The sequence below is a fragment of the Streptomyces sp. NPDC029044 genome (genome assembly GCF_040637495.1).
Classification (GTDB): domain Bacteria; phylum Actinomycetota; class Actinomycetes; order Streptomycetales; family Streptomycetaceae; genus Streptomyces.
In genome coordinates, this window is the sequence record NZ_JBEZWN010000006.1 from 148,120 (window position 1) to 161,067 (window position 12,948).

A 12,948-nucleotide genomic window follows, 5' to 3' on the forward strand; every position below is an offset into this window, starting at 1 on the left:
TGCCATCCCCCGTGCGGGGGAACGAAGGCAGGGCCGATCGGTCACTGGGCACGCTAGGCAGAAGGCGGCGGGGCGCCGGACAGCACGCGGCCCCGGGCCGCCGTTTCTCACTCGAACGGGCGGCACCGGGGCCGTTGTTGATCATCCAGGAAGACGATCGGAGCGACGCGGGTCAGAGCTTGGTCCACGCCTCCGAGAGGGTGGCGCGCAGGATCTGCTCGATCTCGTCGAACGTCGACTGGTCGGAGATCAGCGGCGGGGCGAGCTGGACGACCGGGTCGCCGCGGTCGTCGGCCCGGCAGTACAGGCCGTTGTCGTACAGCGCCTTGGACAGGAAGCCGTACAGGACGCGCTCGGTCTCCTCCTCGTTGAAGGACTCCTTGGTGTTCTTGTCCTTCACGAGCTCGATGCCGTAGAAGAAGCCGTTGCCGCGGACGTCGCCGACGATCGGCAGGTCGTGGAGCTTCTCCAGGGTGGCGCGGAAGTTGCCCTCGTTGTCCAGGACGTGCTGGTTGAGGTTCTCGCGCTCGAACAGGTCGAGGTTGGCCAGGCCCACGGCCGCGGAGACCGGGTGGCCGCCGAAGGTGTAGCCGTGCAGGAAGGTGTTGTCGCCCTTGTAGAACGGCTCGGCCAGGCGGTCGGAGATGATGCAGGCGCCGATCGGGGAGTAGCCCGAGGTCATGCCCTTGGCGCAGGTGATCATGTCCGGCACGTAGTCGAACTTGTCGCAGGCGAAGTACGTGCCCAGGCGGCCGAACGCGCAGATGACCTCGTCCGAGACGAGCAGCACGTCGTGCCGGTCGCAGATCTCGCGGACCCGCTGGAAGTAGCCGGGCGGGGGCGGGAAGCAGCCGCCCGCGTTCTGCACCGGCTCCAGGAAGACCGCGGCGACCGTGTCCGGGCCCTCGAAGAGGATCTGCTGCTCGATCTGGTCGGCGGCCCAGCGGCCGAAGGCCTCCGGGTCGTCACCGAAGAGCGGGGCGCGGTAGATGTTGGTGTTCGGGACCTTGTGCGCGCCCGGTACCAGCGGCTCGAAGGGGGCCTTCAGACCGGGCAGGCCGGTGATGGACAGGGCGCCCTGCGGGGTGCCGTGGTAGGCGACCGCGCGGGAGATGACCTTGTGCTTGGTGGGCTTGCCGGTCAGCTTGAAGTACTGCTTGGCGAGCTTCCAGGCGGTCTCCACCGCCTCGCCGCCGCCGGTGGTGAAGAAGACCTTGTTCAGGTCGCCCGGGGCGTGCCCGGCGAGGCGCTCGGCCAGCTCGACGGCCTTGGGGTGGGCGTAGGACCACACCGGGAAGAACGCCAGCTCCTGCGCCTGCTTGAAGGCGGTCTCGGCGAGCTCGACCCGGCCGTGCCCGGCCTGCACCACGAAGAGGCCGGCGAGGCCGTCCAGGTAGCGCTTGCCCTTGTCGTCGTAGATGTACGTGCCCTCGCCCCGGACGATGGTGGGGACGGGGGCCTTCTCGTACGACGACATGCGCGTGAAGTGCATCCACAGGTGGTCGTACGCGGACTGGGAGAGGTCCTTGCTCACGGCTATCGGGTCCTCACGGTTATCGGGTTCCCCACATGTAGGTCTGCTTCTTGAGCTTGAGGTAGACGAAGCTCTCGGTGGAGCGCACTCCGGGCACGGCCCGTATGCGTTTGTTGATGACCTCCAGGAGGTGGTCGTCGTCCTCGCAGACGATCTCCACCATCAGGTCGAAGGAGCCTGCGGTCATCACCACGTACTCGCATTCGGACATGGCCGACAGCGCGTCCGCGACCGCCTCCACGTCGCCCTCGACGTTGACCCCGACCATCGCCTGTCTGCGGAAGCCCACGGTGAGCGGGTCCGTGACGGCGACGATCTGCATCACGCCCTGGTCGAGCAGCTTCTGGACGCGCTGGCGCACGGCCGCCTCCGACAGGCCGACGGCCTTGCCGATGGCGGCGTACGGCCGGCGGCCGTCCTCCTGGAGCTGCTCGATGATGGCGAGGGAGACGGCGTCCAGCTGCGGCGAGCTGCCGTTCCTGGACTCGCGGGAGGGCTCGCGGGACTCCCGCGGGCCCTTCTGTTCTGCGCTTCGACTGGCCACGAGGTCACTGTGCACGAGGTCTCGACACTTCCGCAAGCCTGGATCGATGAAATCCGTTGTTTGAGTCGTCTACTCCTGCGGATTCCGCACGATCGAAGGGAGCGGGGGTGTTGAAAACGTGGGTCGGCCGACTAGGGTGGGTGTCTCAAGTACTGGACATCCGAACTGGAGGGCCGGCAGTGAGCACCGAGCTGCGTCGTCTGCGCAACTACATCGGCGGTGAGTTCAAGGACGCCGCCGACGGACGGACCACCGAGGTGGTCAATCCCGCGACGGGCGAGGCGTACGCGACCGCTCCGCTGTCCGGGCAGGCGGACGTGGACGCCGCGATGGCGGCGGCCGCCGAGGCCTTTCCCGGCTGGCGCGACACCACGCCCGCCGAGCGCCAGAAGGCCCTGCTGAAGATCGCGGACGCCTTCGAGGAGCGCGCCGAGGAGCTGATCGCGGCCGAGGTGGAGAACACGGGCAAGCCCGTCGGGCTGACCCGCTCCGAGGAGATCCCGCCGATGGTCGACCAGATCCGCTTCTTCGCGGGCGCGGCGCGGATGCTCGAGGGCCGCTCGGCCGGTGAGTACATGGAGGGCCTGACCTCCATCGTGCGCCGGGAGCCGGTCGGCGTCTGCGCGCAGGTCGCGCCGTGGAACTACCCGATGATGATGGCCGTGTGGAAGTTCGCCCCGGCGATCGCGGCGGGCAACACCGTCGTGCTGAAGCCGTCCGACACCACCCCGGCCTCGACGGTCCTCATGGCCGAGATCATCGGCTCGATCGTCCCCAAGGGCGTCTTCAACGTCATCTGCGGCGACCGCGACACCGGCCGCCTGATGGTCGAGCACGAGACCCCGGCGATGGCCTCCATCACCGGCTCCGTCCGCGCCGGCATCCAGGTCGCCGAGTCCGCCTCCAAGGACGTCAAGCGCGTCCACCTGGAGCTGGGCGGCAAGGCGCCGGTCGTGGTCTTCGAGGACACCGACATCGCCAAGGCCGTCGAGGACATCTCGGTCGCCGGCTACTTCAACGCCGGTCAGGACTGCACCGCCGCCACGCGCGTGCTCGTCCACGAGTCCATCCACGACGAGTTCGTCTCCGCGCTGGCCAAGGCCGCCTCCGAGACGAAGACCGGGCAGCCGGACGACGAGGACGTGCTGTTCGGCCCGCTCAACAACCCCAACCAGCTCAAGCAGGTCGAGGGCTTCATCGACCGGCTGCCCGCGCACGCGCGCGTGGAGGCCGGCGGCAAGCGGGTGGGCGACAAGGGCTACTTCTACGCGCCGACCGTCGTCTCGGGCCTGAAGCAGACCGACGAGATCATCCAGAAGGAGGTCTTCGGCCCGGTCATCACCGTGCAGTCCTTCTCCGACGAGGAGCAGGCCGTGGAGTGGGCCAACGGCGTCGAGTACGCGCTCGCCTCCTCCGTGTGGACCAAGGACCACGGCCGCGCCATGCGGATGTCCAAGAAGCTGGACTTCGGCTGCGTGTGGATCAACACGCACATCCCGCTGGTCGCCGAGATGCCGCACGGCGGCTTCAAGAAGTCCGGCTACGGCAAGGACCTCTCGGGCTACGGCTTCGACGACTACACGCGGATCAAGCACGTGATGACGTCGCTGGACGCGTAACCACACGTTCGGCCGTGACGGCCCCGGGCGCTGCCGCCCGGGGCCGTTCCGCTACCCCGGCCCCCTTTTTTGAACATGTTCAACATGGGCGTAGAGTGCCTCCATGAACGACAGAGCCGCCCTGGTGAAGGGCATCCGCGCCTGGTTGGTCGTCTTCGTCGTGTGCCTGGTGCTCAGCGGCGCCACGGCCTTTCCCCTGGTGCACGAACTGCGCTGGACCGAGGATCTGTTGCGCGCGCTCTCCGTCGGCGACCACCTGCCCGGGCTGACGGAGTGGATCGGGCGGGTCCGGGCCGGCCTGGACCAGGCCGACGCCGAGTACCCCTTCCTCCTCTACGGCACGGACTGGCTGGCCTTCGCGCACCTGGTGATCGCGGTCGCCTTCTACGGGCCCTACCGCGACCCCGTCCGCAACATCTGGGTCGTCGAGTTCGGCATGATCGCCTGCGCGGGGATCATCCCGCTCGCCCTGATCTGCGGACCGCTCCGCGGGATCCCGTTCTGGTGGTCGGTGATCGACATGGCCTTCGGGGTGTTCGGAGTGATCCCGCTGTATGTCGTCCGGCAGCGGATCAAGCGGCTGGAGGCGCTGACCGCGCCCGCGTCCGCCTCCGCGTCCGCCCCGGTGTTCGGCGGCTGAGGAAAACTGTTATCCGGGGAACCTTCACGCCGTCTCCCCGCATGTGATCCCCCACATAGCCAAAACCCCCGTCCCGCCTGAGAGGGTGCGTGCGCAGACGTACCGATCCCGGCCGGTGAGGGGCTCCCGTGGACAGTGAGCACTGGCGCGCCGTCATCACGGCCGCGCAGGCCGGCGACCGCCGGGCGCTGGACGAGCTGGTCGCGGGCTGGCTGCCGCTGGTCTACAACATCGTGGGCCGGGCCCTGAACGGCCACGCCGACGTCGACGACGTCGTGCAGGAGACCATGCTGCGCGCCGTCGGCAACCTGGGTTCGCTGCGCGACCCCGACAGCTTCCGGTCCTGGCTGGTGGCGATCGCCGTGCGGCAGATCCGCGACCGGGCCCGGCGCACGACCCCGGACCGGCTGGAGGAGGTACCGGCCTGCGACTTCGCCGACCTGACCGTGCTGCGGCTCCAGCTGGAAGGGCAGCGGCGCGAGGTCGCCGAGGCCGTGCGGTGGCTCGACGACGAGGACCGGCAGCTGCTGTCGCTGTGGTGGCTGGAGGTCGCGGGCGAACTGACCCGGCGCGAACTGGCCGCCGCCGTCGGCATCACCCGGCAGCACGCCGCCGTGCGCGTCCAGCGGATGAAGGAGCGCCTGGAGACCTCGCGCGGCATCGTGCGCGCCCTCGACGGTGCCTGCCCCGGCCTGCGCGAGCTGAGCGGCCGCTGGGACGGCCGGCCCGACTCGGTGTGGCGCAAGCGGCTGGCCCGGCACATCCGCGGCTGCCGCTCCTGCGGCGGCACCCGAGAGGCCGTCGTACCGGCCGAACGCCTCCTGGTCGGCATCGCCCTGGTCCCGCTGCCCGTCGGGTTCACCCTGTCGCTCGCCTTCGGCGGCAAGACGGCCGTGGCCACCGCCTCGGCCACCTCCGCCGGCTGGTCCGCCAAGCTGCTCGGCGCGCTCACCAAGCCGGCCGTCGCGGTGACGGCGGGCGCGACGATCGTCGCGGGCGGCGCCTACGTCGTCACCCAGCCGCCGGGCGCCCCGCCGCCCCGGGCCGCCGTGGCGCCCACGGCCACGGCTGCTTCCGAACCGCCGCGGCCATCCGCACCGCCCGCCCAGGCCCCCGCTCCCACGCCGACCGTCACCCGCACGTCCCCGCCGTCGGTGACGAAGAGGACCGACTCGTACGGCACCGTCGTCGACGCCGTCGACCGCGCCCCCGACCCGGACACTCGGCCCGCCGCGCTGTCGCGCCGCCCCGAGTCCGGCATCACCAGCACCGGCGGCCCGAAGGCGGTCATGCAGCACCGCGGCGACCGGGTGACGCTCACCGGCCGGGGATACGTCCTGGTCCGCTGGCAGATCTCACCCGGGTCCCGGCCCGGCGCGCTGGTCATGCCGTCCTGGACCGGCCTGAAGGGCAGGCTGTTCCATGTGGCGTCCGGTGGCTCGCGGCGGATGGACGACCCGCTGCCCGGCGCCCCGAACGGCTACGCCACCGGCATGGGCGGCCCGGACATCGGCTACGCGGTCCTCCCGCCCGGCACCCAGCAGATGTGGCAGAACGAGTACTTCTACCTCGACGGCACCGTCACCCTCACCCAGAACGAACGGGGCTGCGACTACGGCCTCATCGTCTTCCCGTCGGACCGGGACGCCGTGGTCGAGGACATCGATCAGGGCCCACCGCAGGGCGCCATCCGCTACGGGCTCGTCCGCGACACCGGCACGGACAGCGCGCCGGTGCCGCAGTACGTCACGCGTGAGACCCCGGCCGATCCGGCGACGGTGCCGCAGCGCTCGCGCGTGTAGCGCACAGCACGTCGACGCGGTTCGTCGTGATCGAGTCCACCCCCGCCTCCAGCAGCCGCCGCATGGAGCGGCGGGTGTCCGGGGTCCAGACGGAGACGAGGTGGCCGCCCGCGTGCACGCGCTCGATGAGCGGGCGGTCCACCAGCGAGAAGCGGTAGTTGAGCCAGCGCGGGCGGACCGCCTCCAGCAGTACGGGCCGGGGCGGGGCCAGGGTCGTCCAGGTGAGGGCGATCTCGGCGGCCGGGTCCGCCGCCCGTACGGCGAGCATGGCATCGGCGCCCGCGCAGTAGTAGACCCGCTCCGTCGCCCCGGCCTCCGCCACGACGCCCATGATCCGGCGCACCGCCCGGACATCGGGCGACGCGGGCAGGTCGATCATCACCCGGTGCCCGTCGGTCGCGGCGAGGGCCTCGGCCAGCGTCGGCACACCGCCGCCGGTCAGCCCGCGCACCTCCTCGGCCGACAGCGCTCGCAGGGGCCGCTCGTGCTCCCAGAGCCGCTTCAGCGTCGCGTCGTGCAGCAGCACCGGCACGCCGTCCCGGGTGAGCCGCACGTCGATCTCCACCGCGTCCGCGCCCCGGCGCAGCGCGGAACGCAGTGAGGCGACGGTGTTCTCCCGGACGCGGTAGGGGTCGCCGCGGTGGGCCACCGCGACCGGGGCGGGCGTCACCGGGAGAGCCACTGAGCGGTGTAGGTGTCGATCTCGCCGGCGATGCGGGCCTTGCCCGCCGCGTCCAGGAAGGACGCCTCGACGGCGTTCTTCGCCAGTGCGGCCAGGCCCCGCTCGTCGAGGTCGAGGAGCCGGGCGGCGACCGCGTACTCGTTGTCGAGGTCGGTGCCGAACATCGGCGGGTCGTCGGAGTTGACGGTGACGACGACCCCGGCGCGCACGAACTCCTTGATCGGGTGCTCGTCGAGCGTGCGCACCGCGCGGGTGGCGATGTTGGAGGTCGGGCACACCTCCAGCGGGATCCGGTGCTCGGCGAGGTGCGCGAGCAGCTTCGGGTCCTGCGCGGAGCTGGTGCCGTGCCCGATGCGCTCGGCCCGCAGGTGGGTCAGCGCGTCCCACACCGTCTGCGGTCCGGTCGTCTCACCGGCGTGCGGCACGGAGTGCAGCCCGGCGGCGATCGCCCGGTCGAAGTACGGCTTGAACTGCGGCCGCTCCACGCCGACCTCGGGGCCGCCGAGACCGAAGGAGACCAGGCCCTCCGGGCGCAGCCGGTCGTCGGTGGCGAGCCGGGCCGTCTCCTCGGCGGCCTCCAGACCCGCCTCGCCGGGGATGTCGAAGCACCAGCGCAGCACGGTCCCGAACTCTGCCTCGGCGGCCTTGCGGGCGTCCTCGATCGCGTCCATGAAGGCCCGCTCGTCGATGCCGCGCCGGGTGGACGAGAAGGGGGTGATGGTCAGCTCGGCGTAGCGCACCTGCTGCCGGGCCAGGTCCCGGGCCACCTCGTACGTCAGCAGCCGGACGTCCTCCGGGGTGCGGATCAGGTCGACGACCGACAGGTACACGTCGATGAAGTGCGCGAAGTCGGTGAACGTGAAGTAGTCGGCCAGGGCCTCGGGATCGGTCGGCACCTTCGAGTCGGGGTGCCGCGCGGCCAGTTCGGAGACGATCCGGGGGGAGGCGGATCCCACGTGGTGCACATGCAGTTCGGCCTTGGGCAGTCCGGCGATGAAGGCCTTCACGTCGCGTGGGGCGCGGGGGTCGACAAGATGCTCGGTCAAGGGTTCCTCCCCGGAACGGCGCCGCCGCAGGCCTGAGGCGGGCGGGGCGCGGGTGATCGGCTGATCGATTGACGCGAATTCATCGTATGCGGTGCGGTGCAACGCCCTTCCTCCCGGGGCGCGGGCCATGTCGAGGTGCGGCTCCACCGCGCGGGCGCGACCGGCCCTCACGCACCCGCACTGTGGCACGCACCGAACCGCCCCGTAGCATGACCACACGATCGACCCAGGGGGGAACAGGATGACGGACGCGACGCAGCCCGACGGAGGCGGAGGCGCCGGCCACGACCCGTGGGCGCCCCCGGAGAACAAGCCCTCGCTCGACAAGAACCAGAGGCCGCAGCAGCCGTCCGTGCACGACCAGGCCACGGTCACCTCCATGCCGGGCTTCACCCCGCCCGCCGGCACCCCGCAGTTCGACCCCTCGGGCACCGGCGCCGTGCCGCCCCCGCCCGTGGCTCCCACCGGACCGGGAGCGGCGCCGGGCGGTTACGGATACCCGGGGAGCTACCCCCAGAGCGGCTACGGCTGGCCGGGCATGCCCATGGCCCCGCAGAACGGCATGGGCGTCGCCGCGATGGTGCTCGGCATCATCTCCTGCACCCTCTTCTGCATGTACGGCGTGGTCTCCCTGGTCACCGGCATCCTCGCCGTCGTCTTCGGCATCAAGGGCCGCAAGCGCGCCGAGGCCGGGGTGGCCACCAACCACGGGCAGGCGCAGGCCGGGCTGATCATGGGCATCATCGGGATCATCCTCGGCATCACGGTGATCGTCCTGATCGCCGTCGGCATCACGGCCGCGATCAACAGCGACCGCAACGACGACCCGTACTACGGCGCCGCCGGTCCGGTGGCCACCGCCCTGTCCCACCGCTGAAACAGCCGCCCCCCGCCGCCGACTTGGCCACTACGATGCCCTGGTCTGACAACGGAGGGGAGAGCGTCCATGTCCAACATCAACCCGCCCCCGGGTGGTTTCGGTCCGCCGGCCCAGCCGCCGCAGCAGCCGGCCCCGGGCTACGGCTATCCGCAGCAGTCCGGCCCGGGCTACGGCTACCCCCAGGGCGGCCCCGGTTACCCGGCCGCGCCGCCCGTGGGCTACCCGCAGGCGCCCGGCTACGGGATGCCCGCCCAGCCCAGCAACGGCATGGGAACCACGGGCCTGGTGCTGGGCATCATCGGCGTGGTGTGCAGCCTGACGTTCATCATGTGGTTCTTCGGCGTGATCCTGGGCATCCTCGCGATCATCTTCGGTGCCATCGGCCGCGGCAAGGCCACCCGCGGTGAGGCCACCAACAAGGGCGCGGCGACCGCGGGCCTGGTCTGCGGCATCATCGCCACCGTGATCCTGCCGCTGCTGGGCTTCCTGCTGTTCGCCGGCATCATGGGCGGGCTCGGCGCGGCGTCCTGAGCGGGACGCGTGGAGTGCGGCAGGGGCCGGTCCAGGGGGACCGGCCCCTCACTCATGCTCTCGCCGTCCGCAGTCGCTCCCGCGCCTCCATCAGGGCGAACCCCAGCAGGTTCGGCCCCCGCCACCGCTCCGGATCCATCGCCGCCGCGTCGTCCGCGGCCAGCCCGATGCCCCACACCCGGTCCACGGGGCTCGCCTCGACGAGCACCCGGTCACCCGTGCCCAGCAGGTACGCCATGAGTTCGGGATGCGCGCCGAACTTGTGGACGCTGCCCTCGACGACGATCCGGAACCGCTCCCGGGCCCAGGTCGTCTCGTCGAACCCGCGCACCAGCCGCCCGGCCTTCTTCGCCTCGGCGGGATGCCCCGCGGCCAGCGCGGCATGCTCCGCCGCCGGGTCCTCGAAGAGCCGGGCCTTCCCGGCCATCATCCAGTGCTCGGCCGTCGCGTAGGCCTCGCCGTCCACCGTGAACGGCGAGGGCCACCACTGGCTCAGACAGCTCGCCCCGATCCGGCCGTCCGGCCGCGGCCGGTGCCCCCAGAAGTGCAGATACCCGACCCTGGCCCCCGCGCGGACCGCCCTGATCAGGGCCTCCCTCGAGCCGACCGCCCCCGTGATCTTCTCCATGCACGCGAGTGTGGCACGCACCACTGACACAGCGTCCTGCCTTTTCGCGGTGAACTCGACACCTGGTCGACAGATTCCGTCGCGTAACCAAAAATCAACAACGGAATCACTTGTTGGCATGCCATACCTCTGTCAGGATCGGCACTCAAATCGAGCCTGAGCCACGCCGGCCCCATCAGGGGACACGGAGGAGAGCGACATGCACAACCCGGGCACTGCCATCCCGGACCGATTCCCGGCGGAGGAGCGCTTCGCGCAGGGCGCGCAGTACATCGCGGGCCACCTGACCAGGGGCACCTCCGGCCGTACGCACGCCGTCGTCGACCCGGCGTCCGGCGAGGAGGTCCTCACCTACGAGCTGGCCGGCCCGGCCGACGTCGACCGGGCCGTCGCCGCCGCCCGCGCGGCCTTCCCCGGCTGGGCGGGAGCCACCCCCGGCGAGCGGTCCGACGCCCTGCACCGGTTCGCGGCGGTCCTCGCCGACCGGGCCGAGGACTTCGCCCGCGCGGAGTCGCTCCAGTGCGGCAAGCCGCTGAAGCTGACCCGCGAGTTCGACGTCCCCGGGACCATCGACAACACCGCGTTCTTCGCCGGTGCCGCACGGCATCTCCAGGGGCAGTCCGCCGGTGAGTACTCCGGCGACCACACCTCCTACGTCCGGCGCGAGCCCATCGGCGTCGTCGGATCGATCGCGCCCTGGAACTACCCCCTCCAGATGGCCGCCTGGAAGATCCTCCCGGCGATCGCGGCGGGCAACACCATCGTCCTGAAGCCCGCCGAGCTCACCCCGCTGACCTCGCTGCTCTTCGCCCAGGCGGCCACCGACGCCGGCATCCCGGACGGCGTGATCAACATCGTCACCGGCACCGGAAGGGAGGCCGGGGAGCACCTCGTCGGCCACCCCGACGTGGCCATGACGTCCTTCACCGGCTCCACCGCGGTCGGCAAGCGCGTCGCCGAGGTCGCCACCGCCACCGTCAAGCGGCTCCACCTGGAGCTCGGCGGCAAGGCGCCCTTCGTGGTCTTCGACGACGCCGACCTGGAGGCCGCCGCGCACGGCGCGGTCGCGGGCTCCCTGATCAACACCGGGCAGGACTGCACGGCCGCCACGCGCGCGTACGTGCAGCGGCCGCTGTACGAGGCCTTCGTGGAGCGGACCGCGGCGCTCATGGAGACGGTCCGGCTCGGCGACCCCTTCGCCGCCGGCACCGACCTCGGCCCGCTGATCTCCCACGTGCAGCGGGACCGGGTCGCCGGGTTCGTGGACCGCGCGCGGGCCTACGCGCGCGTGGTGACCGGCGGTGAGGCACCCGAGGGGGAGCTCGCCAAGGGCGCCTACTACCAGCCCACCTTGATCGCCGACGCGGCCCAGGACAGCGAGGTCGTCCAGTCGGAGATCTTCGGGCCGGTCCTGGTCGTGCTGCCGTTCGACACCGACGACGAGGGCCTCGCGCTCGCCAACGACACCCCGTACGGCCTGGCCGCGTCTGCGTGGAGCCGGGACGTCTACCGGGCCAACCGGGCCACCCGCGAGATCAAGGCCGGCTGCGTCTGGATCAACGACCACATCCCGATCATCAGCGAGATGCCGCACGGCGGCCACAAGTCCTCCGGCTACGGCAAGGACATGTCCTCGTACTCGTTCGAGGAGTACACCCAGATCAAGCACGTCATGTTCGACAACACCGGGGTGGCCGCCAAGGACTGGCACCGCACCGTGTTCGGGGACCGATAGCCGCTATGCAGGCCGCCTGACCAACGGCCGTCCACCCTCCGAAAGGGCACCACGCGCATGGAGCAGTACGAGCCCGACCGCCTGTCCACGGCCCAAGTGGCCGCCATGCGGCGCAGTTTCAGGAACGGCAGGGCCGCCCTCACCCGGCGGTCCCTGCTGCGCGCCTCCGCGGGCGGGGCGCTCGCGGCCGCCGGACTGGGGACGCTGAGCGCCTGCGGCATCCCGGCGGCCGGCCAGTCGAAGGGCGGCGTCTCGGCAGAGGACCACTCGGCCAAGGAGAAGACGGTGAACTTCTCCAACTGGACCGAGTACATGGACGTCGACGACAGCGGCAAGCACCACCCCACGCTGGACCAGTTCGCGAAGCGGACCGGCATCAAGGTCAAGTACACCGAGGACATCAACGACAACAACGAGTTCTTCGGCAAGATCAAGCCGCAGCTCGCCGCGGGCCAGGACACCGGCCGCGACCTGATCGTCCTCACCGACTGGCTGGCCGCCCGCCTCATCCGCCTCGGCTGGGTGCAGAAGCTGGACCCGAGCAACCTGCCGCACGCCTACGCCAACCTGTCGGCCCAGTTCCGCAGCCCCGACTGGGACCCGGGCCGCGCCTACTCGTACGTCTGGCAGGGCATCTCGACCGTCATCGCGTACAACAAGAAGGCCCTCGACGGCGTCGAGGTGAAGTCGGTGTCCGACCTGCTGGACAACCCCAGGCTCAAGGGCCGGGTCGGCTTCCTGTCGGAGATGCGCGACAGCATCGGCATGACCCTGCTCGACATGGGCAAGGACCCGGCGGACTTCACCGCCGACGACTACGACGCGGCCATCGCGCGGCTCCAGAAGGCCGTCGACAAGGGTCAGATCCGCCGCTTCACCGGCAACGACTACACCTCGGACCTGACCAGCGGCGACTTCGCGGCCTGTGTCGCCTGGGCCGGTGACGTCGTCCAGCTCAAGGCGGACAGCCCCGACATCGACTTCCTCATCCCGGACAGCGGCTACGTGACGTCCACCGACAACCTGCTGATCCCCAACAAGGCCCGGCACAAGACCAACGCCGAGCGGCTCATCGACTTCTACTACGAGCCGAAGGCCGCCGCCGAACTCGCCGCGTACATCAACTACGTGTGTCCCGTCGACGGCGTGAAGGCCGAGCTGGAGAAGATCGACAAGGACGCGGCGAACAACCCGCTGATCCTTCCCGACAAGGCCATGGCCGCCAAGTCGCACGCCTTCCGCTCGCTGAGCTCGAAGGAAGAGACCGAGTTCGAAGCGAAGTTCGCGAAGCTGACGGGGGCGTGACC

The 12,948-nt window shown here is 70.9% G+C and carries 12 protein-coding genes; 7 read left to right on the forward strand and 5 right to left on the reverse strand.

Annotated features, from left to right (window positions below; genetic code table 11):
- Positions 1-172 precede the first annotated feature (172 nt).
- The gene (locus AB0E85_RS08310; RefSeq protein WP_361924060.1) at positions 173-1,540 is read right to left on the reverse strand and encodes an aspartate aminotransferase family protein; all 1,368 of its coding nucleotides are present in this window, start codon (positions 1,538-1,540) and stop codon (positions 173-175) included.
- Between the two features lie 13 nt (positions 1,541-1,553).
- The gene (locus tag AB0E85_RS08315; protein WP_361923919.1) at positions 1,554-2,093 is read right to left on the reverse strand and encodes an Lrp/AsnC family transcriptional regulator; all 540 of its coding nucleotides are present in this window, start codon (positions 2,091-2,093) and stop codon (positions 1,554-1,556) included.
- A 164-nt stretch (positions 2,094-2,257) separates the two neighbouring features.
- On the opposite strand from AB0E85_RS08315, the gene AB0E85_RS08320 reads away from it, so the two are divergent.
- The 3 genes from AB0E85_RS08320 (at position 2,258) to AB0E85_RS08330 (ending at position 6,139) form a co-directional block, all read left to right on the forward strand.
- The gene (locus AB0E85_RS08320; protein ID WP_361923921.1) at positions 2,258-3,697 is read left to right on the forward strand and encodes a gamma-aminobutyraldehyde dehydrogenase; all 1,440 of its coding nucleotides are present in this window, start codon (positions 2,258-2,260) and stop codon (positions 3,695-3,697) included.
- 103 nt (positions 3,698-3,800) lie between these two features.
- A complete protein-coding gene (locus AB0E85_RS08325) occupies positions 3,801-4,337 on the forward strand; it encodes a hypothetical protein (protein WP_361923923.1) in 537 nt (178 codons plus the stop codon).
- Between the two features lie 128 nt (positions 4,338-4,465).
- Complete coding sequence (locus AB0E85_RS08330; RefSeq protein WP_361923925.1) at positions 4,466-6,139, forward strand: sigma-70 family RNA polymerase sigma factor; 1,674 nt, start codon at positions 4,466-4,468, stop codon at positions 6,137-6,139.
- Here AB0E85_RS08330 and AB0E85_RS08335 read toward each other — a convergent pair.
- The gene (locus tag AB0E85_RS08335) at positions 6,084-6,809 is read right to left on the reverse strand and encodes a glycerophosphodiester phosphodiesterase (protein ID WP_361923927.1); all 726 of its coding nucleotides are present in this window, start codon (positions 6,807-6,809) and stop codon (positions 6,084-6,086) included. The two genes, AB0E85_RS08330 and AB0E85_RS08335, sit on opposite strands and share 56 nt — an antisense overlap.
- Complete coding sequence (locus AB0E85_RS08340; RefSeq protein WP_361924062.1) at positions 6,806-7,996, reverse strand: adenosine deaminase; 1,191 nt, start codon at positions 7,994-7,996, stop codon at positions 6,806-6,808. Before AB0E85_RS08340 ends, AB0E85_RS08335 begins: the two co-directional genes overlap by 4 nt.
- Positions 7,997-8,108: 112 nt before the next feature.
- Here AB0E85_RS08340 and AB0E85_RS08345 point away from each other — a divergent pair, with 112 nt between their 5' ends.
- On the forward strand, positions 8,109-8,744 hold the full coding sequence (locus tag AB0E85_RS08345; protein ID WP_361923929.1) for a DUF4190 domain-containing protein: 636 nt from the start codon (positions 8,109-8,111) through the stop codon (positions 8,742-8,744).
- Between the two features lie 69 nt (positions 8,745-8,813).
- Positions 8,814-9,278 carry a DUF4190 domain-containing protein gene (locus tag AB0E85_RS08350; RefSeq protein WP_361923931.1) on the forward strand — a complete coding sequence of 155 codons (465 nt, stop codon included), beginning with the start codon at positions 8,814-8,816 and terminating at the stop codon, positions 9,276-9,278.
- Between the two features lie 52 nt (positions 9,279-9,330).
- On the opposite strand, the gene AB0E85_RS08355 is transcribed toward AB0E85_RS08350, so the two are convergent.
- Positions 9,331-9,906, reverse strand: coding sequence for an NADAR family protein (locus AB0E85_RS08355; protein ID WP_361923933.1), 576 nt, complete (start codon positions 9,904-9,906; stop codon positions 9,331-9,333).
- A gap of 199 nt (positions 9,907-10,105) precedes the next feature.
- Between AB0E85_RS08355 and AB0E85_RS08360 the strand changes: the two genes are divergently transcribed.
- Positions 10,106-11,641 carry a gamma-aminobutyraldehyde dehydrogenase gene (locus tag AB0E85_RS08360; RefSeq protein WP_361923935.1) on the forward strand — a complete coding sequence of 512 codons (1,536 nt, stop codon included), beginning with the start codon at positions 10,106-10,108 and terminating at the stop codon, positions 11,639-11,641.
- 57 nt (positions 11,642-11,698) lie between these two features.
- Positions 11,699-12,946: a spermidine/putrescine ABC transporter substrate-binding protein gene (locus AB0E85_RS08365; RefSeq protein ID WP_361923937.1), complete on the forward strand. Its 1,248-nt coding sequence runs from the start codon at positions 11,699-11,701 to the stop codon at positions 12,944-12,946.
- Positions 12,947-12,948: the final 2 nt, after the last annotated feature.